The sequence below is a fragment of the Thioclava sp. GXIMD4216 genome (genome assembly GCF_037949285.1).
Taxonomy (GTDB): domain Bacteria; phylum Pseudomonadota; class Alphaproteobacteria; order Rhodobacterales; family Rhodobacteraceae; genus Thioclava; species Thioclava litoralis.
On sequence record NZ_CP149926.1, the window covers coordinates 2,249,775 to 2,274,050 of the forward strand.

General features: G+C 62.1%; 17 protein-coding genes. 5 read left to right on the forward strand and 12 right to left on the reverse strand.

Annotated features, from left to right (window positions below; translation table 11 throughout):
• Nucleotides 1-102: 102 nt before the first annotated feature.
• On the reverse strand, nt 103-2,259 hold the full coding sequence (locus WDB88_RS11020; protein WP_339107723.1) for a malate synthase G: 2,157 nt from the start codon (nt 2,257-2,259) through the stop codon (nt 103-105).
• Nucleotides 2,260-2,420: 161 nt separating this feature from the next.
• On the opposite strand from WDB88_RS11020, the gene pepN reads away from it, so the two are divergent.
• The 4 genes from pepN (at nt 2,421) to WDB88_RS11040 (ending at nt 8,386) form a co-directional block, all read left to right on the forward strand.
• Nucleotides 2,421-4,964 (forward strand): aminopeptidase N, encoded by a 2,544-nt coding sequence (gene pepN / locus WDB88_RS11025; RefSeq protein WP_339107724.1) that lies wholly within the window; start codon nt 2,421-2,423, stop codon nt 4,962-4,964.
• A gap of 258 nt (nt 4,965-5,222) precedes the next feature.
• Nucleotides 5,223-6,740, forward strand: coding sequence for an Asp-tRNA(Asn)/Glu-tRNA(Gln) amidotransferase subunit GatB (gene gatB / locus WDB88_RS11030; protein ID WP_339107725.1), 1,518 nt, complete (start codon nt 5,223-5,225; stop codon nt 6,738-6,740).
• 189 nt (nt 6,741-6,929) lie between these two features.
• On the forward strand, nt 6,930-7,481 hold the full coding sequence (locus tag WDB88_RS11035) for a DUF4177 domain-containing protein (protein WP_339107726.1): 552 nt from the start codon (nt 6,930-6,932) through the stop codon (nt 7,479-7,481).
• A 278-nt stretch (nt 7,482-7,759) separates the two neighbouring features.
• Nucleotides 7,760-8,386, forward strand: coding sequence for a DnaJ domain-containing protein (locus WDB88_RS11040; RefSeq protein ID WP_339107727.1), 627 nt, complete (start codon nt 7,760-7,762; stop codon nt 8,384-8,386).
• 129 nt (nt 8,387-8,515) lie between these two features.
• Here the strand turns inward: WDB88_RS11040 and WDB88_RS11045 are convergent, their stop codons facing one another.
• The 8 genes from WDB88_RS11045 to acs all read right to left on the reverse strand — a co-directional run bounded on the left by WDB88_RS11045 (nt 8,516) and on the right by acs (nt 18,240).
• On the reverse strand, nt 8,516-10,564 hold the full coding sequence (locus tag WDB88_RS11045; protein ID WP_339107728.1) for an exonuclease domain-containing protein: 2,049 nt from the start codon (nt 10,562-10,564) through the stop codon (nt 8,516-8,518).
• Nucleotides 10,564-10,950, reverse strand: coding sequence for a response regulator (locus WDB88_RS11050; protein WP_339107729.1), 387 nt, complete (start codon nt 10,948-10,950; stop codon nt 10,564-10,566). Before WDB88_RS11050 ends, WDB88_RS11045 begins: the two co-directional genes overlap by 1 nt.
• Complete coding sequence (locus WDB88_RS11055; RefSeq protein ID WP_339107730.1) at nt 10,943-11,476, reverse strand: hypothetical protein; 534 nt, start codon at nt 11,474-11,476, stop codon at nt 10,943-10,945. The genes WDB88_RS11050 and WDB88_RS11055 overlap by 8 nt, the downstream gene beginning before the upstream one ends.
• Before the next feature lie 46 nt (nt 11,477-11,522).
• A complete protein-coding gene (locus WDB88_RS11060) occupies nt 11,523-13,355 on the reverse strand; it encodes a DUF294 nucleotidyltransferase-like domain-containing protein (RefSeq protein WP_339107731.1) in 1,833 nt (610 codons plus the stop codon).
• 121 nt (nt 13,356-13,476) lie between these two features.
• Nucleotides 13,477-15,204, reverse strand: coding sequence for a sodium:solute symporter family protein (locus WDB88_RS11065; RefSeq protein WP_339107732.1), 1,728 nt, complete (start codon nt 15,202-15,204; stop codon nt 13,477-13,479).
• An 18-nt stretch (nt 15,205-15,222) separates the two neighbouring features.
• Nucleotides 15,223-15,480 carry a DUF4212 domain-containing protein gene (locus WDB88_RS11070; protein ID WP_339107733.1) on the reverse strand — a complete coding sequence of 86 codons (258 nt, stop codon included), beginning with the start codon at nt 15,478-15,480 and terminating at the stop codon, nt 15,223-15,225.
• Nucleotides 15,481-15,605: 125 nt separating this feature from the next.
• A complete protein-coding gene (locus WDB88_RS11075; RefSeq protein WP_339107734.1) occupies nt 15,606-16,301 on the reverse strand; it encodes an adenylate kinase in 696 nt (231 codons plus the stop codon).
• A 4-nt stretch (nt 16,302-16,305) separates the two neighbouring features.
• Nucleotides 16,306-18,240 (reverse strand): acetate--CoA ligase, encoded by a 1,935-nt coding sequence (gene acs, locus WDB88_RS11080; RefSeq protein ID WP_339109525.1) that lies wholly within the window; start codon nt 18,238-18,240, stop codon nt 16,306-16,308.
• Nucleotides 18,241-18,718: 478 nt separating this feature from the next.
• Between acs and WDB88_RS11085 the strand changes: the two genes are divergently transcribed.
• Entirely contained in the window at nt 18,719-19,261 is a 543-nt protein-coding gene (locus tag WDB88_RS11085; protein ID WP_339107735.1) for a pyridoxamine 5'-phosphate oxidase family protein, read from the forward strand.
• A gap of 54 nt (nt 19,262-19,315) precedes the next feature.
• On the opposite strand, the gene WDB88_RS11090 is transcribed toward WDB88_RS11085, so the two are convergent.
• From WDB88_RS11090 to WDB88_RS11100, 3 genes are all read right to left on the reverse strand, one after another.
• Entirely contained in the window at nt 19,316-21,604 is a 2,289-nt protein-coding gene (locus WDB88_RS11090; protein ID WP_339107736.1) for a glycosyl hydrolase family 28-related protein, read from the reverse strand.
• Nucleotides 21,605-21,773: 169 nt separating this feature from the next.
• The gene (locus tag WDB88_RS11095) at nt 21,774-22,313 is read right to left on the reverse strand and encodes a hypothetical protein (protein WP_339107737.1); all 540 of its coding nucleotides are present in this window, start codon (nt 22,311-22,313) and stop codon (nt 21,774-21,776) included.
• Between the two features lie 207 nt (nt 22,314-22,520).
• The gene (locus tag WDB88_RS11100) at nt 22,521-24,167 is read right to left on the reverse strand and encodes a lysine--tRNA ligase (protein WP_339107738.1); all 1,647 of its coding nucleotides are present in this window, start codon (nt 24,165-24,167) and stop codon (nt 22,521-22,523) included.
• Between the last annotated feature and the right edge of the window lie 109 nt (nt 24,168-24,276).

A 24,276-nucleotide genomic window follows, 5' to 3' on the forward strand; every position in this document is an offset into this window, starting at 1 on the left:
GCCAAAGATACGCACAGCCTGCCCGTCGCGTAACATTCTGCCCGCGAATGCAGCGCGACAAAGCGGATCTGCCTGCACCGCAAGCAGATCCGGTTCGGTTACCTAGCGGGCCGCCTTATATTGCAGGCGACGGTGATGCAGGACCGGCTCGGTATAGCCCGAAGGCTGGTTGCGCCCCTGAAACACCAGATCGCAGGCCGCCTGAAAGGCCACGCCATTATAATCGGGCGCCATCGGCTGATAGGCCGGATCGCCCGCGTTCTGGCGGTCCACCACCACAGCCATCTCGCGCAGCCCATGCATCACGGCCTCTTCCGAAACCACCCCGTGATGCAGCCAGTTGGCCAGCGCCTGCGCCGAAATCCGGCAGGTCGCGCGGTCTTCCATCAGCCCCACGTCATGGATATCGGGCACTTTGGAGCAGCCCACCCCCTGATCGACCCAGCGCACCACATAGCCCAGAATGCCCTGCGCGTTATTGCGGATCTCGCGGGAGGTTTCCTCTTCCGAGAAATTACGCCCCGTGGCCAGCGGGATCGACAGCAGATCGTCCAGCCGCTCGGGCCGGCGCTCGGCCGCAATCTCGCGCTGGCGGGCCAGAACATCCACCGCATGGTAATGCATCGCATGCAAAGTGGCCGCCGTGGGCGATGGCACCCAAGCACAATTGGCCCCCGCCTTGGGGTGGCCCACCTTCTGCTCCAGCATGGCGGCCATCAGATCGGGCATCGCCCACATGCCCTTGCCAATCTGCGCCCGCCCCGAAAGCCCGCAGCGCAGACCGATATCCACATTGCGGTCCTCATAGGCGGCAATCCACGGCTGGGATTTCATCTCGCCCTTGGGCAGCAGAGGCCCAGCCTCCATCGACGTATGGATCTCGTCGCCCGTCCGGTCAAGGAAGCCCGTGTTGATAAAGGCCACGCGATGTTTAGCCGCGCGGATACATTCCTTGAGGTTCACCGAGGTCCGGCGCTCCTCATCCATGATCCCCAGCTTCACCGTATAGCGCGGCAGGCCCAGCACCTCTTCGACATAGTCAAAGACCGCACAGGCAAAAGCGACTTCGGCAGGACCATGCATCTTCGGCTTGACCACATAGACCGAGCCCGTCTCGGAGTTACGCGGCCCGTCCGTCTTGACCAGATCGGGCATGGCGCAAAGCGTGGTCACCAGCGCATCCATCAGCCCCTCGGGGATCTCGCGGCCCTCGGCATCCAGCACGGCAGGGTTGGTCATCAGATGGCCGACATTACGCACCAGCATCATCGAGCGGCCCTTCAGCTGCGCCTCACCGCCTTCGGGCAGGGTGATGGCCAGATCGGGGTTCAACGCGCGGGTGAAGGTCTTGCCCCCCTTCTCGACGCTTTCGGTCAGATCGCCGCGCATCAGCCCCAGCCAGTTGGAATAGGCCAGCACCTTATCCTCGGCATCCACAGCGGCGACCGAATCCTCGCAATCCATGATCGCGGAGACAGCCGCCTCCATCACAACGTCGCTGATATGCGCCGGATCGGTCTTGCCGATGGGATGGGTGGCATCGATCTTCACGATCACATGCAGCCCGTTATTCTTCAGCACAATGGCCGAGGGCGCCTCTGCCGCGCCCTGATAACCTGCAAATTGCGCAGGGTTCATCAGGCCGGTCAGATCATCGGTGGTCACAAACAGCCCGCCATGATCAACCCGCAGGTCACTGACATCGGCCCATTTGCCCGAAACCAGCGGGAAGGTCCTGTCCAGAAACGCCTTGGCCGCGGCGACTACCTTCGCCCCGCGTGCAGCATCAAAGCCCTTGCCTTCAGGCAGATCGCCCAAAGCATCCGTGCCGTAAAACGCATCGTACAAAGACCCCCAACGCGCATTGGCGGCATTCAGCGCATAGCGCGCGTTCATGATCGGAACCACCAGCTGCGGGCCGCAGATCTGCGCGAATTCCGGATCGGTCGCGGGGGTCTCGACGGTGAAATCCGCGCCCTCGGGCAGCAGATAGCCGATCTCCTGCAGGAAGGCCTTATAGGCCGCCGCCTCATGCGGCTCACCGCGCCGCTGCAAATGCCATGCGTCGATCTGCGCCTGCATCTTCTCGCGCACCTCCAGCAGGTCGCGGTTTTTCGGAGCGAAATCGCTCATCAGCACCGCAAGACCTGCCCAGAACCGCTTGGGCGTCACCTCCGTGCCCGCAAGCGCCTGCTCTTCGATAAAGGCGGCAAGCTCTGCCGCGACCTGTAATCCTGCGCGCTCGACCCGATCAACCATCGCACCCTCCCGTCATTCGTGATTTGGCTTACAACCTGACCCGAGATCACCGGAGTGTCCAGTGACACAAAGACATGACCCCGTCTTGAACCTCCCCGCGCGCAGGCCTACCCTGAGCCGCCTATAAAGACGTCACAAGACGAAGCAAAGGAGCCACCCCGATGGACGGCACGATCTACCTGTCAGACTATACGCCCTACCCGTTCGATCTGGATCAGGTACATCTGACCTTCCGGCTGGCCCCTGCCGCCACCCGAGTCCTTGCGCGACTGCATCTGACCCCCAAGGGCGAGGGCGCCTCGCTGCATCTGGATGGCGAAGACCTCAAGCTGATCTCGCTGGGCATTGACGGCACCGCCTTGCAACCTGCCGATTACCTGCTGACCGAGACGGGTCTGACGGTCCATGCAGCCGCCCTCCCCGAAGGCGCCTTTACGCTGGAGACCGAGGTCGAGATCGCGCCCAATGCCAATACCGCGCTAGAGGGGCTTTATATGTCGAACGGCATGTATTGCACCCAATGCGAGGCCGAGGGCTTCCGCAAGATCACCTTCTACCCCGACCATCCCGATGTGATGGCGCGCTTTCATGTGCGCATCGAAGGCGACCTGCCGGTGCTTCTGTCGAATGGCAATGCGGGTGCCTCCGGTGAGGGTTGGGCCGAATGGGATGACCCCTGGCCCAAACCCGCCTATCTTTTCGCGCTGGTGGCGGGCGATCTGGTGGCGACTTCGGGCAAATTCACCACGAAATCCGGCCTCGAGGTCGATCTGAACATCTGGGTCCGTCCGGGCGATGAGGACCGCTGCGATTTCGCCCTCGAAAGCCTTGTGCGCTCGATGGTTTGGGATGAAGAGGCTTATGGGCGCGAATATGACCTCTCGGTTTTCAATCTTGTGGCGGTTGATGATTTCAACATGGGGGCGATGGAGAATAAGGGGCTGAATATCTTCAACTCCAAACTGGTTCTGGCCTCTCCCGAAACCGCAACCGATACCGATTATATGCGTATCGAGGCCGTCATCGGGCATGAGTATTTCCACAATTGGACAGGCGACCGCATCACCTGCCGCGACTGGTTCCAGCTGTGCCTGAAGGAAGGCCTGACCGTCTTCCGCGACCAGAGCTTCACCCGTGACGTGCGCCTTGGTCCGGTCAAGCGGATCGAGGATGCCGCCATGCTGCGCACCCGCCAGTTCCGCGAAGACCAAGGCCCTCTGGCGCACCCCCCGCGCCCCAACCACTACCGCGAGATCAACAACTTCTACACCGTCACCGTCTATGAGAAAGGCGCCGAGATCGTCGGCATGCTCAAACGGCTTGCGGGCGATGAGGGCTACCGCCGCGCGCTTGATCTCTACTTCGACCGCCATGACGGGCAGGCCTGCACGATCGAGGACTGGCTGAAGGTCTTCGAGGATGTGACGGGGCGTGACCTGTCGCAATTCGCGCTGTGGTATACCTCGGCGGGCACGCCGCATCTGAAGGTCACCGACACCTATGCCGATGGCCGCTACACGCTGACCTTCCGCCAATCCACGCCCCCCACTCCGGGCGAGGCCGAAAAAGCCCCGCGCCATATCCCGATTGCCTTGGGCCTGCTGGACCTGCAAGGCCGCGAGGTGCTGTCCACCCAGCTTCTGGAAATGACAGAGGAAGAACAGAGCTTCAGCTTCGATGTGGCCGAAAAGCCCGTCCCCTCGATCCTGCGCGATTTCTCGGCACCCGTCGTGCTGCAGCGCGAGCAGACGCCTGCAGAACAGGCCTTCCTGCTGGCCCATGACACCGATGGTTTCAATCGCTGGGAGGCAGGCCGCAGCCTCGCCCAACGCACGCTGATCGACATGACCATGGGCGCGGAACCGGCCCCCGCCTATCTGGAGGCCATCGGCAACCTGCTGGCCGACGACACGCTGGAGCCCGCCTTCATCGCCCATTGTCTCGCGCTTCCGGGCGAGGACGAATTGGCACAGGCGATCTTCGCCGCAGGCGGCACGCCCGACCCCGATGCGATCCACGCGGCCCGCAATGCGCTGTCGAAAGCCATCGCCACCACGCATGAGGCCCGCCTCGCCGCGCTTTACGACGCGCTGGAGGTCACCGGCCCCTATTCCCCCGATGCCGAGCCCGCAGGCAAAAGGGGCCTGCGCCTTGCCTGCCTGAGCCTCCTGACCAAACTCGACGGCGGCACCCGCGCCAAAGCCCTCTTCGATCAGGCGAATAATATGACCGAAAGCTTCGGTGCCCTCTCGATCCTGATCCGCGCAGGAATAGGCCAAGAGGCCTCACGAACCTTCCGCAACCGCTGGCAGGACAACCGCCTCGTGATGGACAAATGGTTCATGGTCGAAGTCGCTGCCTGCCCGCCCGAAAGTGCCGTGTCCCGCGCGCGCGAACTGGCGCAAGACTCCGCCTTCGACTGGAAAAACCCCAACCGCTTCCGCGCGCTGGTGGGCGGGCTCACCGCCAACCACGCGGGCTTCCACGCGAAGGACGGCTCGGGCTACGCCTTCCTGGCCGACTGGCTGATCAAACTGGACCCGATGAACCCGCAAACAGCCGCCCGCATGTCCACCAGCTTCGAGACATGGCGCCGCTATGACGCCCCCCGCCAGCAGATGATCCGCGAGGAACTGACCCGCATCACCGAGACCCGCGGCCTCTCGCGCGACCTTAGCGAAATGTCGCAACGCCTGCTCGGATAACCCAAAGGCCCGTCCCGTGCGGGCCTTTCCCGTTAACGCACACGCAGCCCCCTATCCCCCAAATCCGGCCAGCCCCCGTCAATAAAGATCCGCCGCCCCCGTTCCAGCTGCTCCAAATATCCCGGGGGGCGCCCGCAAGGGCGCGGGGGCAGAGCCCCCTCTGCCCATTCCCCCTCTTGCCCCCGATCTGCCCCTGTCCTAGAAGACACTCAAGCACGTTGGGGCCAGAGGCCTGCCAAAGACACGAGGAATGCGGATATGCTCGACCATCTCGCTTATGAAGCGCCCAAACCGAAAGTCATCGCCGGGGCCAAATCGGATTGGGAACTGGTGATCGGTCTCGAGGTCCACGCGCAAGTCCATTCCAATGCCAAGCTGTTCTCGGGCGCTTCCACCACTTTCGGCGCCGAGCCCAACTCGAATGTCGCCTTCGTGGACGCCGCCATGCCGGGCATGCTGCCGGTCATCAATGAATATTGCGTGGCACAGGCCGTGCGCACGGGGCTGGGGCTGAAAGCCGACATCAACCTCTTCTCGGCTTTTGACCGCAAGAACTACTTCTACCCCGACCTGCCGCAGGGCTATCAGATCAGCCAGCTCTACCACCCCATCGTGGGGGAAGGCGAAATGCTTGTCGATATGGGGCCGGGCGTCGGGCGCATGGTCCGTATCGAGCGGATCCACCTCGAACAGGACGCGGGCAAATCGATCCACGACATGGACCCGAACATGTCCTTCGTCGACCTCAACCGCACGGGCGTGGCGCTGATGGAAATCGTCTCGCGCCCCGATATCCGTGGCCCCGAAGAGGCGGCCGCCTATGTCGGCAAGCTGCGCCAGATCCTGCGCTACTTGGGCACCTGTGACGGCAATATGCAAAACGGCAACCTGCGCGCCGATGTGAACGTCTCGATCTGCAAACCGGGCGATTACGAGAAATTCCGCGAAACCGGCGATTTCTCGGTGCTGGGCACGCGCTGCGAGATCAAGAACATGAACTCCATGCGCTTCATTCAGGCGGCCATCGAATATGAGGCCCGCCGCCAGATCGCCATCGTCGAGGATGGCGGCGAGGTGGTGCAGGAAACCCGCCTCTATGATCCCGACAAGAACGAGACCCGTTCCATGCGCTCGAAAGAAGAAGCGCATGACTACCGTTATTTCCCCTGCCCCGACCTGCTTCCGCTGGAAATCGAACAGGCTTGGGTCGATGACATCGCAGCCTCCATGCCCGAACTTCCCGACGCCAAGAAAGCGCGTTTCGTGAAAGAACTCGGGCTGTCGGAATATGACGCCTCGGTGCTGACCGCCGAGGTCGAGAATGCCGATTACTTCGAGGCTGTTCTGGCCGTCGGCGGCGATGGCAAGCTTTCGGCCAACTGGGTGATCAACGAACTCTTCGGTCGTCTGAAGAAAGACGACCATGATGTGACCACCTCGCCCGTGTCGCCCGAACAGCTGGGCAAGATCGTCAAGCTGATCAAATCGGGCGATATCTCGGGCAAGATCGGTAAGGATCTCTTCGAGATCGTCTATAGCGAAGGCGGCGACCCCGAGGTTCTGGTCGAAGAGCGCGGCATGAAGCAGGTCACCGATATGGGCGCCATCGAGGCCGCCGTGGACGAGGTGATCGCCGCCAACCCGGCGCAGGTCGAAAAGGCCAAGGCCAACCCGAAACTGGCGGGCTGGTTTGTGGGCCAGGTGATGAAATCGACGGGTGGCAAGGCCAATCCGGCAGCGGTCAACGAGCTGGTGGTCAAGAAGCTCGGGCAGTAACGCGGCCAATCTTGAACGCGGCCAGTCCTGAACGCGGCCGATCCTGAAACGCTCGGAACAGATTGCGAAGGGGCGCTTTGGCGCCCCTTTTCCATGCCCGCTTTGCAGAGCGTTCACCCATCCGTCACTTGACCCCGGGCCTCACATGACCGACAAGTTCCGCCCGAACCAGAACGCGCGAGGCTTCCGATGCAAGAGTATGAGTATAAAGTCATTCCCGCCCCCGTGCGTGGCGAACGCGATCGCGGCCTGAAAACCGCCGAGGACCGTTTTGCCAATACTCTTACGGCCACGCTGAACGCTATGGCCGTAGATGGCTGGCACTATCTGCGCGCCGAGACCCTCCCTGCCGAAGAGCGCAGCGGCTTGCGCAGCAAGACCACCACCTATCACAATCTTCTGGTCTTCCGCCGCCCGAAATCCGCGCTTGCCCCGCGTCCTGTTGCCGAGGACCATCCGGCACCGGTGCCGAAGGCCCCGCTTCGGGCAGAACCGGCCGCTACATATGCGGCGCCTGCCCCTGCACCAGCGCCCTCTGCGCCTGCGCCGACCGCGCCCGCCAGAGCCGCTAATGCGACATTGCCAAAAGCCGAAGCCGGCCCTGCAACGCCGCAACCGCCGCGCATCCCCAGTGCGATCGAAAAGCGCGCCCGCTCGCTATCGGCCAACGGGCCGGAAGGCAAATCGCCCAAACTCGGCGGTGCCGCCAGCGAGAGCGATGACGGGACGGGCCGCAGCTAACAGGATGCCCCGCGCCTCCGGTCCGCACCGGAGGCCCCCGCCTCAGGTCACATAAAGCCCGTGCCGTCTGCCACGCCTGTCCCAAGGAGAGCCCTCCCTATACGCCTGTCGAACGGGCTGGGTTCATGGCCGCTCGCGTCGCGATCAAAAGTGAGATCCAGGGCTTTCACCCGACGAAAAATGACATAGAATGCGTGACCCGAGTCGGAGGCGGGGTCTGCCCTCCCCGCATGCCGTCATACTACCCCCGAGCCGTCAGATTACGGAGACCCACCCTTATGGAAAAGAACGACCCGTTTGGATTTAACATCTCGGCTGCGGCAGACAAGAAGCGCCGCCAGAAGGGCCGCCGTGGCATGTCGGGGGCCTTCGAGACCTCGACCCGTGTCTGTGACAAGGCGGGCTGCAACGAGCCCGCGAAATACCGCGCCCCCAAAAGCCCGAAGGTGCTGGACGAATATTTCTGGTTCTGCAAGGAACATATCCGCGAATACAACCTGAACTGGAACTATTTCCAGGGCCAGTCCGAAGAAGAGTTTCAGGCCTTTCTGGACAATGCCACCGTCTGGGAGCGCCCGACCAAGCCGTTCAACCGCGCCAATGACGAGAAGCTGGGCCTTGCCCGTCATGGGGTGACCGACCCGCATGAGATTCTGGGCGAGAATGCGACGCAGAATCCGGGCCGCCGTTCTGTGGGACGCAAGCTGCCGCCAACCGAACGCAAGGCCGCCGAGATCCTCGAGGTGACCAATGCCGAGACCAAGGCCGAGGTGCGCAAGGCCTATAAGGCGCTGATCAAGGTGCTGCACCCCGATATGAATGGGGGCGACCGGTCGCAGGAGGAGATGCTGCAGGAGGTTGTCTGGGCGTGGGACCAGTTAAAGGACAGCCGCTTCTTCAAGTAAGGGGCGCTGCCCCTCTTGGGGCCTGAGGCCCCAATTCACCCCGGGATATTTCATGCAGCTGGACTGCGGGACGGGCGCTTTCGGGGTGCCCGTTTTTACCGCAGCCCGTTTTTTCGCAGCCGGTCTGGTTCACAGATTGAGGTCGCGGATCAGGCGCCCGTGTTTGCGCGCGGCGATGATCACCTCGGACAGCGTCTGCAAGCCCTTGGATTTCAGTGCGGGCAACATGCGCAGGAAGGCGGAGGCTGTGGCATCGGCATCGCCCATCGCGCTATGGCGCAATTCCGGCGCGATGATGATGCCCAGACGGTCACAGAGCGCATCCAGCGTATGGGTCTGCGACTGGCCGAACAGGATGGCCGAGAGCAGTACCGTATCGAGCACCGGATGGTCGAATTGGTATCCCAGCCGGTGGGTCTGCTCTGCCGCCTGAAGCAGGCCGATATCGAAGGGCGCATTATGTGCCACAAGCACCGCATCCTTGGCAAAATGGTGGAAGGCCGAAAGGGCATCTGCCACCGAGGGGGCCTGCGCCACCATTTCATCGGAAATGCCGTGGATGGCGGTCGCGGAGGCAGGGATCGGACGGGCGGGGTTGACCAGCATATCGAAGGTTTCCGACACCCGCCCGTTGACGATACGTTGTCCGGCGATCTGCACGATGGCGTCTCGTTGGGGATCGAGCCCCGTGGTTTCGGTATCGAAGACCACATAGGTCAGCCTGTCGAGCGTGCTGGCACGGATATCGCCCAGCGGCTGACGGTCGAGCAGGTCGAAATCATAGGTGACGCGGCGCGGCAGGGCGGCGGGCGGATCGTTGTGGCCCGCCAGTTCCCGCAAGGGCATACACAGGCGCGCGCGTCCGTCATGCAGGGGTTCGGGCCAGAGATCGCTGTGGTGATGGTCGAGGATCTGGCGTGGCGATTGCCCCAGCGACAGGTCCGGTTGGTGCAGGAAGGCTTCCAGAGCGCCGAGCCCCAAGGACGGGCCCTGCCATTCGAGGGACAGAAGTGCCCCCGCCCCTTCCTGCGTGATCTCGAACCGGAAGTCGCTGCGCCGATCCTCCGCGACCAGCGCCGCCAGCGCCGACCAGAGCGCCAGCACCCCGCCCGCATCGCAGCGCAGCATCAGCGGGGCTGTGGCCAAGGTCAGTGCCGTTCCCTGCGTCTCGACGCGCGCCCTCAGCGCCTCGGCCAGATCGGAGGCACGCAGCGCGGTCAGGGTGCAATCGGGCAGGGTTTCGAAAGCCTGTGCCATCCGGTGCAGGTCCTGCGCCAGCGTCTGCGCCTCGTGGCGGGCCGCCTGACGGATGCGGTCGCGGGTCTCGCCAACGGGGCCATCGGGATCGCTGAGCGTTTCCATCAGCGATTGCAGCGCCGCGACGCCCGGTCGGGTGCGGGCAAGCAGCTCTGCCGTCAGGGCGATCTGCGCGCGGTTCTGCGCCATCATTGCCGACATGTCCTGCAAGGTCAGCACATGCCCCCCTTCCCCCGCCGGTACGGCGCGCAGATGACCGGTCAGGGTCTGGCCTGCACCGGTGACACAAAGCACATCCGAGCGCGCCTCGGGGTCGGCGCTTTTGGCCAGACGTTCCACCGCATGCAGGATCGGCGCGATCGAGAGGAAATCTTCCAGTTTACGGCCCAGCCCCGGACGGTTGGCACCGTGGCCAAGCAGCTCTGCCGCTTGCGGATTATAGAAGACCAGCCGCTGGTCGGCTGACAGAAGCACCACGCCCACCGGCAGATCCGCCAGCAGCAGCTCCAGCCGCGCCTGACTGGTTGCCGCCTGCCCCAGCGCCTGTTCGACATCGGCGGCAAGCCGGTCCTTCTGGGCCGACATCGCCGCACCGAGCGCCGCCCCCGCCGAGGCGAGATCGCCCAGATAGGGGGCGTCGAACGCGGCCCTGTCGCCCCAGCCTCCCATGCGCATGGCTCCCGACAGCGCCTCGATCGGGCGGGCGACATGCTCGTCGAACAGCAGCCACAGTCCCGCAATCAGCGTCCCCCCCAGAAGACCGGACACCAGCGCCATGACGATCAGCGCCTCATGTCCGGCCCCTTGCCGTGCGCCCAGCCACACCCCCGCCAGCAGCGCCAGCACAAGTCCGAAGGCGAGCCCCGCAAACAGCAGGAAGACCCGCAGACGCAGACCCAGCGTGGCAATCCAGTCGGACATCAGGCGGCCTCGTCCAGCAGGCGGTGCAGCTCGGCGCGCAGTTCCTTCAGTTCGAAAGGTTTGGCGATAAACCCGTCCGCCCCGAGCGCCAGCCCCTTGCGCCGTTCCACCGAAGAGCCGCGCGCCGTCATCAGCAGGATCTTCACGCCGCGCAGATCGGGGTCGGTGCGCATGGCCTCGCAGATTTCATATCCCGAAACCTCGGGCAGCATGATATCCAGCAAGACCAGATCGGGGCGCATTTCGCGGATCAGGTCCAGCGCCCCTGCACCTGTGGAAATCCGGGCATGATCAAACCCTTCGCGGCCCATCAGGAAATCAAGCGCCAAGGCGATATTGTCTTCGTCCTCGACAATCAGCACACGGCGCGGGGCATCCTCAGCCATGACGCGCGCTCCCGCAAAGGGCGGCAAGCGCCGGATCTTGCGGCGAGACAGTCAACCATTCGCCGCCGGTCAGGGTGCCGTCCTGCAGATGCGCGCCACCAATCAGATCCGCGCGCCGATGGCCTGCGCAATCATAGGCCACGGGCACCTGCTGCATCGGTTGCCAGCGCGAGACCAGCAGCAGCTTGCCCGCCCGCACCCCCGGTGCCGGATCGGTGACCTGCGCCAGATCGACCGCCATGAAGCGGGTGGTCACCGGGGCCGCATAGGTCCACGGGCGCCACCAGTTACGGTCCTCGACCGTCATTACCACGCTCATATCGCCATTCAGCCCCGCCTTCAGATCGGGATACCAGCGGTATTCGGCATGGATGGTATAGCCCAGCATCGCCAGCCCCGCCATTGCGGGCATCACCCATTTGGGCAGCACGACCCCGCCCCATTTGCGCAAGCCGTGCCGGAACGCGAAGACCACCAGAACCGCCAGAGCCGCGGCGGAAAGCATTGCGATAAAATCCACGATCATAAGGGGTCTCCTTCGTTAAACCGTCACAGTTGCACGGGCACCCGCCCTAGCTGACACTGGCCTTACCATGACCCAGAGCCGATTGCAGGCTGCGCACCACCACGAAAGCGTCGCGCAGATGGGAACGTTCGAAATCGGGCAGCGCCGAGGGGGCCAGATAGTTGTCGGGGGCCGCACCTTTGCGGATCTGGCGTGCCTGATTTTCCAGCCGCGTCATCGCGATCAGGTCATAGGCGGCAATCAGGTCCTGCCCACCCGCCACCGATATCGTGCCCGCCTCGCAGGCCGCCAGCAGGCGCGCGCGCGTATTGGCCACCGCAAGCTGCCCCCGCAGCGCATGGACCCGCCCCAGATCGGCCACCGGCACCACACCATTATGCTTGAGGTCGATCTGGTGGCGATGTTCGCCCGAACGGATGGTGGCAAAGCCGCGGATCAGCCCCAGCGGCGGGTGGTGTTTGAGGCTATTGGCAATCATATGCGCCACGAAAATCGAATTTTTTGCCGCATTGGCAAGGGTTTCGGCCTGCAATGCCTCGAACAGCGCAGGGGCTGTGCCGCCGATCACCCGCAGGTCGAACATGACAGAGGCCAGCATCTGCGCCTCGGGATTGGGCGTCGCGATCCAGCCGCGGAAATAGCGCGCCCAGACCTCGGCACGCTGGCACCAGCGCGGATTGGTCGCCATCATATCGCCCGGACAATAGACGTAACCGCACGCGTGCAGACCGTCCGAGACGATCTGCGCGAAGCGGCGGAAATACTCCATATCGGCTTCGGTGGCCGTGTCCCCGACGATCAGGCAGTTATCCTGATCGGAGACGCCGGTCTGCTCCTGCCGCCCCTGAGAGCCGCAGGCCGCCCACACCCAAGGCGCAGGCGCGGGGCCAAGCTGTGCCTCGGCCATCGCCAGCAGACGGCGGGTCACCGCATCGGCGATATCGGTGATCAGCCGCGTGGTGACCTCATGCGCGTGATGGGCCCCCACCAGCTGCACCAGAAGCTGCGGGATGCGCGCGGTTATCGCGGCCATACCGGCGACATCCTGCGCGCGCGCGATCTCGTGGATCAGGCTCGCGGAACTGACCGCCTGAAAACGGGTGAGATCGGTCTGGGTGATCATGCCGATGAAACGCCCGTGCTCGGTCACCGGCAGATGCCCGATCCCTTTTTCCAGCATCCGGTGCAGGATATCCGACCCCAGCGCATCGGGCGGCAGGGTCACCGGATCGGGGGTCATCACCCGCCCCACCTCTGCCGACATCGGGAAATTGCCCGCCAGAACCTTGTTCGACATATCGCGCTGCGTCACGATACCCAGCAGACGGCCCTGCGGGTCCGTCACCCCCAAGGACGATACATGACGGTCGCGCATCATCCGTGCCGCCTCGACCACATTGGTCTCGGGGCGGCAGGCCACCGCCTTGCCCGACAGCAGATCGGCCACCCGCATCGTCGCCAGATCGGCCCCTGCACGGGCTTTGCGCACCGGCATCCGGTCAAAAAACCGCCGGAAACTGTCAACGCTCTGGCACAGACGGGTAAATTCGGCGGCAGGCAAAAGCAGCAGAACGCCCGCCTCGCGCATCCGCGCGGTGGTGGCGGCCTGACCGTCGCGCATCAGGCCGCGTTCGCCAAAACTGTTGCGCGGCCCCAGCACCGAGACCAGCGCCCCGTTGGCATCACTCACCTCGACGGCACCGGATTGCACCAGATACAGCCCGTCCAGCACGCTGCCCAAACGGTAGATCTCGGCACCGGCCTCCAGCGTCCTGCGGTCAAAGGATCGGGCCACGCGGGCCAGATCGTTACGCGGCAGGGTGTCGTAGGGGTGGACCCCTTCGAGAAATGTCATAACAGAGGCAAGATCGTCACGCATGATCTCTATCCGTTCGCCAGTAATCAGGTTGGGGGGAAAATGCTCCGGGGGTGACGTGGGCCCGCCCCCCGGAGCACTACAGGCGAAGGCCCCGCCTGCAGTCATCGCCAGCCTTGGTGGATCAGTGATCCACGGCCTGGCCTGCGCCTTTCGGGATACGGATCGATTCGATCAGATCCTGAATTTCTTCCGGCGGTTCTTCGGTCGCGGAGGACACGATATAGGCCACCACGAAGTTGATCACTGCGCCAATCGCCCCGAAGGAGGTGGATTTCACCGACAGAAGCAGCGGGTCCGCATCATCGAAGCTTGCCGTGCCGGGGATGAAGAACCAGCCCTTATGCAGGAAGATATAGATGATGGTCACGATCAGACCGGTCAGCATGCCGGCCACGGCCCCCTTGTTGTTGATGCGCTTCGAGAAAATGCCCATCATCAGTGCGGGGAAGATCGAGGCGGCTGCCAGACCGAAGGCCAGTGCCACGGTTTGCGCCGCAAAGCCCGGAGGATTGAGGCCCAGCCACGTGGCCACCGCAATCGCCACCGCCATCGAGATCCGTGCCGACAGCAGCTCGTTCTTCTCGGAGATGCCCGGATTGATCTGACCCTTGATCAGGTCGTGGCTGACCGCCGAAGAGATCGCCATCAACAGACCTGCCGCCGTGGACAGAGCCGCTGCCAGACCACCGGCTGCGATCAATGCGATCACCCAGCCCGGAAGATTGGCGATTTCGGGGTTGGCCAGCACGATGATGTCGCGGTTGACATCGAACTCGTTGGCCGCCGGATCTGCGACATAGTTGATCAGGCCGTCACCGTTCTTGTCTTCGAATTTCAGAAGACCGGTCTGTTCCCAGTTCTTCATCCAGTCGGGACGCGCATCATAGGCCAGCGGTGCCGATTGGGTGCCTTCGGGATAGACGGTGTTGATCAGGTTCAGACGGGCCATCGCCCCAACCGCAGGCGCGGTCAGATAGAGCAGCGCGATGAACACCAGCGCCCAGCCGGCCGAGGTACGGGCATCCGACACTTTCGGCACGGTGAAGAAGCGCACGATAACGTGGGGCAGACCGGCGGTGCCGATCATCAGCGACATGGTGAACAGGAACATGTTCAGCATGGTGTCCGACTGCTCGGTATAGCTGGAGAAGCCCAGATCGCCCAGCAGACCATTGAGTTCCTGCAGAATCGGCTTGCCGGTGGCGGTGCTGTCAGAGAACAGACCCAGACCCGGGATCGGATTGCCGGTCAGTTGCAGCGAGATGAACACCGCCGGAATGGTATAGGCGATGATCAGCACGACATATTGCGCAACCTGCGTGTAGGTGATGCCCTTCATCCCGCCAAGCACGGCATACATGAAGACGATCGCCGCACCGATATAGAGGCCGGTTGCGTTATCCACTTCGAGGAAGCGCGAGAAGGCAACGCCCACGCCGGTCATCTGGCCGATCACATAGGTGACCGATGCGATGATCAGGCAGATCACGGCCACGGTGCGCGCGGTCTGGCTGTAGAAGCGGTCGCCGATGAATTCCGGCACGGTGAATTTGCCGAATTTGCGCAGGTAAGGCGCCAGCAGCATCGCCAGCAGCACATAGCCGCCGGTCCAGCCCATCAGATAGGCCGAGGTATTGAAACCGCCGAAGGCGATGATACCGGCCATCGAGATGAAGGACGCCGCCGACATCCAGTCCGCGCCGGTGGCCATGCCGTTGAGCACGGGGTGGACACCGCGCCCTGCCGCATAGAATTCCGAGGTCGATCCGGCACGGGCCCAGATCGCGATGCCGATATAGAGGGCGAAGGTCGCGCCGACTACCAGCAGATTCAGGGTAAACTGATCCATAAGTCTTACTTGCCTCCGTTACTCTTCGACGCCATGTTCACGGTCGAGCTTGTTCATCTTGGCCGCATAGGCAAAGATCAGCACGAGGAACACGAGGATAGAGCCCTGCTGGGCGAACCAGAAGCCGAGGTCTGTGCCGCCGACCGGAATGCCCGCAAGCATCGGTCGCAGCAGAATGCCGAAGCCGAAGGAACAGATGAACCAAATTACAAGGTAAAGCCGGATCGTGCGTATATTCGCTTTCCAATAAGCATTGGATGATGATTGATCAGCCATTGTGTTTGTCTCCCTTGGATTTTCTCCATAGACCAGCCGCGCACAGCCCTCAGGCTGCCCGAAACAGGCCCCTCCCTTAAACCGGATCGGGCGACCGACCCCCGCAAGGGCCGGTCCTTCGATCCTTAGTCGCGCGTGGTCACGCCCTTCTCCTCCATGACCATGCGAAGCTCGGAAGCGACGGTATCGATGCTGCCCATCGCATCCACCTCTTCCAGCTTGCCCAACGCGCGGTAATGCGCGATGAGCGGTGCCGTCTGCGCGTGATAGGCCTCCAACCTTGTCCGCGCAGTTTCGGCATTATCGTCGGCCCGACGTTTGAATTCGGTGCCGCCACATTTGTCGCACGTGCCCGCCACGGCGGGCTGTTTGAACGTATCGTGGTATCCTTCGCCGCATTTGGCGCAGGTATAGCGGCCAGCAACACGGGCGATCATCGCCTCGTCATCGACCGCCAGAGAGATCGCCGCCGTCACCTGCTGATCGGTGTAATGCAGCAGATCATCCAGCGCCGCCGCTTGCCCCGCCGTGCGGGGGAAGCCGTCAAGAATAACACCAGAACGGGTATCGGGATTGCCAAGGCGGTCCCGCAGGATCGCCAGAACAATCTCGTCACTGACAAGGCCACCGGCCTCCATCACCGATTTCGCGGCCAGACCGGCAGGCGTGCCCTGAGCCACGGCCTCGCGCAGCATGTCGCCGGTCGAAAGCTGCACCAGCCCGAATTTCTCCTCCAGCATCCGGGCCTGAGTGCCCTTGCCTGCGCCCGGAGGCCCAAGCAGGATCAGAACAGCAGGTGTTGTCTTGACGGTATCGGCCATGAGCTCACCCCTTGTTTGCACGGTTGGCAATCAGATCATCAACCACCGACGGATCGGCCAGCGTCGAGATATCGCCCAAGGCACCGGTGTCGTTCTCGGCGATCTTGCGCAGGATACGGCGCATGATCTTGCCCGAACGGGTCTTCGGCAGACCGGGCGCCCATTGGATGACATCGGGCTTGGCAATCGGGCCAATCTCGGTGCGCACCCATTTTTCCAGATCCTTGCGCAGATCGTCGGAGGGCTCGACATCGTTCATCAGGGTGACATAGGCGTAGATGCCCTGCCCCTTGAGTTCATGCGGGAAGCCCACCACGGCGGCCTCGGCCACAGCCTGATGCGCCACCAGCGCCGATTCCACCTCGGCCGTGCCCATCCGGTGCCCCGAGACGTTGATCACATCATCCACGCGACCCGTGATCCAGTAATAGCCATCGCTGTCACGGCGGCAGCCGTCGCCGGTGAAGTAATAGCCCTTGTACTGGCTGAAATAGGTCTCCTGGAAGCGCTCGTGATCGCCCCAGACGGTGCGCATCTGACCCGGCCAGCTATCGGCGATACACAGCACGCCTTCGGTGGCGGTCTCATCCTGTTTGACCGCCGTGGTCGGATCAAGGATCACCGGCTTCACACCGAAGAACGGACGCGTGGCAGATCCGGGTTTGGTCGGGATCGCGCCCGGAAGCGGCGTGATCATATGGCCGCCGGTCTCGGTCTGCCACCAGGTATCGACGATGGGGCATTTGCCTTTGCCCACGTATTTGTCATACCAGGCCCAGGCTTCGGGGTTGATCGGCTCGCCCACCGACCCCAGCGTTTTCAGCGCGGACAGATCGTATTTCTCGACATATTCCGGCCCCTGCCCCATCAGCGCGCGGATCGCAGTCGGCGCGGTGTAGAACTGATTGACCTTGTGCTTTTCGCAGACTTCCCAGAAGCGGCCCGCATCCGGATAGGTCGGGGTGCCTTCGAACATCAGCGAGGTGCCGCCATTGGCCAGCGGACCATAGACGATATAGCTGTGGCCGGTGACCCAGCCCACATCCGCCGAACACCAGTAGACATCCCCCTGATGATAATCGAAGACATATTCATGGGTCATCGCCGCATAGACGAGATAGCCACCAGTGCAATGCACCACGCCCTTGGGCTTGCCGGTCGAGCCGGAGGTATAGAGGATGAACAGCGGGTCTTCGGCATTCATCGGACGCGGCGGGCACTCGGGCGAGACGTCTTCCATCATCGCCTTCACATCCACATCGCGGCCCTGAATCCACGTGGTCTGGTCGCCGGTATGCTTGACCACAAGGCAGCGCACCTTGTCCGAGCAGTGCAGAAGCGCGGCATCGGTATTCGACTTCAGCGGCGTGCGACGCCCCCCGCGCGGCGCGGTGTCGGCGGTGATTACCAGCTTCGCGCCACAGTCATTGATCCGGTTGGCCAGCGCATCCGGCGAGAAGCCCGCGAAGACGATCGAATGGATCGCGCCGATCCGCGCGCAGGCCAGCATCGCATAGGCGGCCTCGGGGATCATCGGCAGATAGATCACCACACGGTCGCCACGCATGACGCCCTGCGACAGCAGGACGTTGGCCATACGGTTCACCTTCTCGCTCAGTTCGCGATAGGTGATGTATTGCGCCGGATCGCTCGGCTCGTCGGGCTCGAAAATGATCGCGGTCTGATCGCCGCGCGTGGCCAGATGGCGGTCGATGCAGTTGACCGAGGCATTGAGCACCCCGTCATGGAACCACTTGATCGACACATTGCCAAAGGTGAAATCGGTGTCCTTGACCTTGGTGTAGGGGGTGATCCAGTCCAGCCGTTTGCCTTCACGGCCCCAGAAGGCCTCCGGATTTTCGACCGACTCGTTATACATCTCGCGATATTTAGCGGCATCGGCATGTGCCGGCCCGAAATGGCTCGGTACTTCGCGCATATCCGGCGCAGCCAGCACCTGTTCCTGAGCAGCCATAAGCTTTCCTCCCTCAGCTATATCCTGCGGCCCTTTTGAGCCGCGCGGTGCCTCCGACCTCCATCAGATGCACCTTTCCCCAGAGACGAGTGTAAACACGAGATACGATTTTTGATAACCCCCTTTTTTCGTTCATTTTTCCTGTTAATTTATTCACGTCTATATTTGCCTATTTGTAAATTTTTGAAAAATTACGCCGATTTTATGACGTTTCGTCAAACTGTTGCCTGTAGCGCAAAATCAGCATCTACAACTTTAGGCCAAGGGGCTTCGCCGCATCGCAGAAACACTTTATGCGTGTGCAGCATGGCCCGAAGACGAAAATGACCTGATTCGATCCGCCCTAAAGGCTGCCCCGGAGGCGGCGTGATTTATCCACAAACTTGCCAAGCTCCGCCCGCAATCCTACCCTTTGTAAAACCACCCCAGAGAGGGACATCCGATGCCCGCACCGATCGACATACCAAAAGACCCGCTGCCGCTTTCGGGGGCTGTGCAACGGGCCGATCCAGTGCAGGGCGCAGATCAGGAGTCGCGCGATCTTGCGCGCAGATTGCTGGCAGAGTCGCTGTTCGCCGCCATCGGCACCATTGATCCGGCCACCGGCTTTCCGCATGTCTCGCGCATCGCCATCGGGCCCGGTCCGGCGGGTGGATTATGGTCGCTGGTCTCAGGGCTTTCGGTCCATGCCCGCGCACTGGCTGCGGACCCGCGGGCAGGTATGCTGATCGGCATTCCGGGCAGCAAGGGGGACCCGCTGACCCATCCCCGCCTCAGCCTTCAGGTCGAGGCCCGCCCGCTGGACCGGATGGACCCGCGTCATCCCAGCCTGCGCGACCGCTGGCTGGCCGACCATCCCAAATCCAAGCTCTATATCGATCTGGGCGATTTCTACTTCATCGAGTTCCATATCCTCGCAGCCCAGCTCAATGGCGGTTTTGCCCGTAGCTATCGCCTGACCTCTACCGACCTGCTGCAAAGCTGAAAGCCGCCCCCCGAAGGAAGCGGCGTGTATCGGCCCGAAACCCACATGGCTCGGTCAAACAGGTGTGTCCATCCGCAGCCTGACCTGCAACCGCCCGCGCGTGGCCTTTGACCAGTTCAGCCAGACCTGCTGCTTCGCTGTACCCTGTTCGACCTGCACATAGGGCATTTCGGTCACCCGTGCCGCGCTGCCATCACGCACCATCCCCTCGGCCACGATCCCTTCGACATTGCGCGCCCATCCCCCGAACGGCATGTACTCGGCCGCATCCAGCACCCAGACCTGCTGCGCGGTGGACTGGTTCATCTCCAGCGTCACCGGCGAACAGGTGAATTTGGTGACCCCGTTGAACATATTCCCTTCAATCATCACATTCCGGATGCGGGAATAATCCAGATCGGCAAAGGTGGTATCGACCTTCTCGATCTTGTCGATGGTGCCATTGAGCGACTTGAACACATTGTTCGAGATATTCAGCCCCTGAATGAAATGCCCCGTGCCATAGGGCTTGATCGAGAACCATGTGAACCAGGCGGCCGTGTTGATGCACACACAGGTATTGCCGGTCACCGTCAGCCCGCCAAAGCTGTATTCATTGCCGAAATCGGGGGTGGCGTCATGTTCATTGGTCCATTCGATAATGTTGTTATCGATGTAATTGCCGGTGACTGCCGATTGCACATTGGTCTGGGTAAAGACCAGCCCCGCCACCCGCGTGGCCGAGGTCTCGTTATCGCCCTGAAACCAGTGATTGCCCACGATCAGATGCCCCGAGCCGTTCAGCACGAAGGTGGTGCCAAAGCGCACGAAGCGCGAGTCGCGGATCTTCACGTCATTGGCGTTGACATTGAGCACCACCGATTTGCGGTCCTGGGCGGGGGTGGATTGCTCGTCCGAGAGGAACTGGCAACCGTCGATCAGAAAGTCCTGACACCCCCGCCCGATCGAGGTGAAGACCCGATCCTTGGGCCGCACCACATAGCTGTCGCGGATCTGGTTCATCTGCCCGTCCGGCGCAAACATCCACGCGCTGGACACGCCGTTACACAGGATCTCGACATTGGCGATGTTGAAGCGGTCCAGCTTGTCCATCCCCGAGAAATCCAGCACATACTGATAGCGGGTGAAAGTATAGCTCCGCGTGCCCGACCCGCCATAAAGCGGCTGGCTCAGGGTGATGGTCTGCGCGCCCACATTCTTGGCGCGCACATAGACCTCGCGCCCGACCCCTGTGCCGGTGATATGCGCGCCCACGGGAATATTCGCCACATTGGCAACCCCCGTCAGGGTCGTCGGCTGCGCGATATTATAGGTGGCCGCGCTCGTCACCGTCACATCATTCCATGCCGTCCCCTCGATCACATTCAACTGGCCGTTCTGCAGCACACGACGGTTGGAGAAGCTGGACAGATCGGGGGCGTATTCCTCGACCCGCAGCGGCTTGGTGATTTCCACCCGACGGCCTTTCAGGTCCAGAACGTTATGATCCACATAGCCGAATAGCGCCTGCAACGCCTTGCGCAGGCCAAGCTCCTCATCGCCAAAGGCCGCGGCATAGGTCGGGAAATCATAGCTCGTCATCAGCGCCAGCCGTGCCGCCGCAGGCATCACCAGCGTCCCGATAAACCGCATGGGCGATTGCAACGAGATCGAGGACGCAATGTAGTAGCTGCCCTCCGGCACCAGAACCGTGCGCCCGCCCGCATCACTATCGGCTGCCGCAAAGGCTGCCGCATCATCGGTGCTGCCATCGCCCTTGGCCCCGTAATCGCGCACATCCACCATGCCGATCAGATCGCGGAAGAAATACTCGCTGACATCCTCGATCTCCAGGTCGTCGATGCGCACCACTCCGCCCGTCTGTCCGGTCAGATCAATGCCGAAATGGCCGTAAACAGGGTCCATTCCCCAAGCCATATCCACGCCTTCGCGGGCGGCAACCGAAACGATGGCCCGCACCGTGACCACCTCGCCATAGGCCGATAGCGCTGTGGCCGCCCCCACCTCGGTCAGCCCCGACACATGCGCCGACGCGCCCATCGCATAGCCCGCAATCCGCACGCTGGGAAGGTTCCCGCTGACCGCCTTCACCCGTGCGGTGATCTGCAGATAGAGACCGGGCCGGATTGGCACCTGACCCATCCAGCGCAGTTTCTGCGTGGACTGGGTCTTCTGCAGTTCCAGACAGCCCCCAAAATCGGCATCCGAGGGCACATAAGCCGCCGAGGCCGAACCCGCATATGTCGCAGACCCGCTGGTTCCGTTGGCCGAAGACCAGACATCCAGCCCGTCCGAAAATGCGGGCGGCATGATGGCCAGCCCCTCGGTTATCGCGACATTCATAGCATCCTCCTGTGATCATCGGCATCACCCGCAAGGCGTGCTCCGGAAAGCTCCGGCCAACGCCATCTGCAAAGATCTTCTGCCGCCTGATCACAGGCTGGTCCTCAGGTATGAACATCTTCCGACCGCAGCGTCCGCTTGCAACAGCCGGCGCAACAGGGCGAGGATTTCAGAAAGAAAAACCGGCAGAAACCGTCATAAACGGCACCACCGAGACCTCCTCCAGATCGGCATTAATGCGGGCCTGCTCCGCCTCGACCGCGCGCTTGTCCACAGAATCAAGCGCCTCGAGCCCCGTCAGATGCAGAGTATGGGTGGCAATTTTCCCGCCCAGCTCGACCCCTGCATAAAACGCCGAGCCCGAGAAATAACGATAGCCCACCGACACCACCGGCGCCACATCCTGCGATTGTGCCACCTCGAAACCGAAGGCCCCCGATACAGGGCCGCTCCCGGTGTCAATCTCGCGCAACTGCCCTGAAAAATCATATCCGCCCCAAAGCACACCCCCCGAGACAAACACACCATTTTCCCACGGCCTGTAATCCAGCACCACCCCGCCCTGAAACGAGTCGAGCCCGCCGTGAAAGGCCGTACCTCTCTGGTTAACAGATACAGATCCCAGCTCCGCCGCATAAACCGGCAGCCGCAGCGACAGATTCGGCCCCAATGCCACCTCGGGCGCCAGATAGGCCCCAAGGCTGGACATGCCGGTATCTATGAAGAAATAACGATCAATATCAAATGCATAACCGGAAGACACACCGGCAAGCAGACAGCATAGACTGAGACGGACAAGCATGGCAGCACCTCTGGCAGGAGATGGGCCAAGTGTCGCGCGGATAGCTCAATCTATAGTTAACAAAACCGCCCCGAAGCAAAAATCCGGAGCGGTTTCACAAGTCTTGGATCTGGCTCAGGCGACCAGTTCGCCCTTCAGCGCACGCGTGATCAGCGCCACGGTCTCATCCGCCCCGTAAAGTGCGATAAACCCGCCGAAACGCGGCCCTTGGGATTGCCCCAACAGCACCTCATACAGCGCCTGGAACCACGCGCGCAGGTTGTCGAACCCGTGGTTCTTGCCAATCGCGAACACCAAGGTCTGCAGGAAATCATCCGAGGTCATATCGGCTTCGGGAGCGGCCTCGCCTTTGCCCTCGGCGTCGTTTTTCTTGGCAATCTCGGCCACAGCGCGGGCCGGATCTTGCAGGCAGGCCAGCAGATCTTCCAGCGCCGCACGCTCCTGATCCGACGGCAGGCGGAATTGCAGCGTGGGCTTCACGAAATCATCGAAGTAACGCAGCGCGAAGCCCGCCGCCTGATCCAGATCGGGATGGCTCTCGGGGGTCGCTTCCGGCGCATAGCGGCGGATAAAGCCCCATAGCCCGTCCTTATCCGCAGCCCCTGCCACCGACGCAAGGTTCAGCAGCATCGAGAACGGCACCACCATCTTCGATTCCGGCGGCTGACCGCCGTGGATGTGCCAGACAGGGTTGGCCACCTGCTGTTCCAAGGTCTGATCGGGGAAGGCGCGCAGCTGCTGGTGATATTCGTCCATCATCTTCGGGATGACATCGAAATGCAGCCGTTTCGCGGTCTTCGGCTTGAGGAACATGAAATAGCCCAAGCTCTCGGTCGAGGCATAGGTCAGCCATTCGTCGATCGACAGGCCATTGCCCTTGGACTTCGAGATTTTCTCGCCATTGGCATCAAGGAAAAGCTCATAGGTGAAATGCTCGGGCTTCTTGCCGCCCAAGATCTCGCAGATGCGGTCGTAGATCGGGGTGTTGGTCGAGTGGTCCTTGCCATACATCTCGAAATCGACATCCAGCGCCGCCCAACGCGCGCCGAAATCCGGCTTCCATTGCAGCTTCACATTGCCGCCCGTCACCGGCAGCGTCCATTCGCGGCCATCCTCGTCGTCAAAGGTGATCGTGTAATCCGCCACATTCACCGATTTCATCGGCACATAAAGAACACGGCCCGTCTCGGGATGGATCGGCAGGAAGATCGAATAGGTCGAGGCCCGCTCGTCGCGCAGCGATTTCAGCATCACCTTCATGATGTCATCATAGCGCTCGACCGCGCGTTTCAGCACCTCGTCGAACTGGCCCGATTTGTAGAATTCGGTTGCCGAATAAAACTCGTATTCAAAGCCGAACGTATCAAGGAAACGACGCAGCATCGCGTTGTTATGATGGCCGAAGCTCTCATATTCCTCGAACGGGTCCGGCACCGAGGTCAGCGGCTTTTGCGCGTTCTCGTGCAGCATCTCCTGATTGGGCACATTCGACGGGATCTTGCGCATCCCGTCCATGTCATCCGAGAAACAGATCAGGCGGGTCGGGATATCCGAGATCGCTTCAAACGCGCGGCGGATCATCGTCGTGCGCGCCACCTCGCCAAAGGTGCCGATATGCGGCAGCCCCGAGGGACCATAGCCCGTCTCGAACAGCACATAGCCCTTTTCGGGCGGCTGTTTCTCGTACCGTTTGAGGATGCTGCGCGCTTCTTCAAAGGGCCATGCTTTGGACTTCAGTGCGGCGTCGCGCAGAGTGCTCATGCTATACCTCATAACGGTGGAATTGGGCGAAAAACCGCCCCGTTGCCCTTCCCCTATTGAACGCGGGCAGGGTCGTCAATAACTCAAGCCTCATAACCCTGTTTGCAAA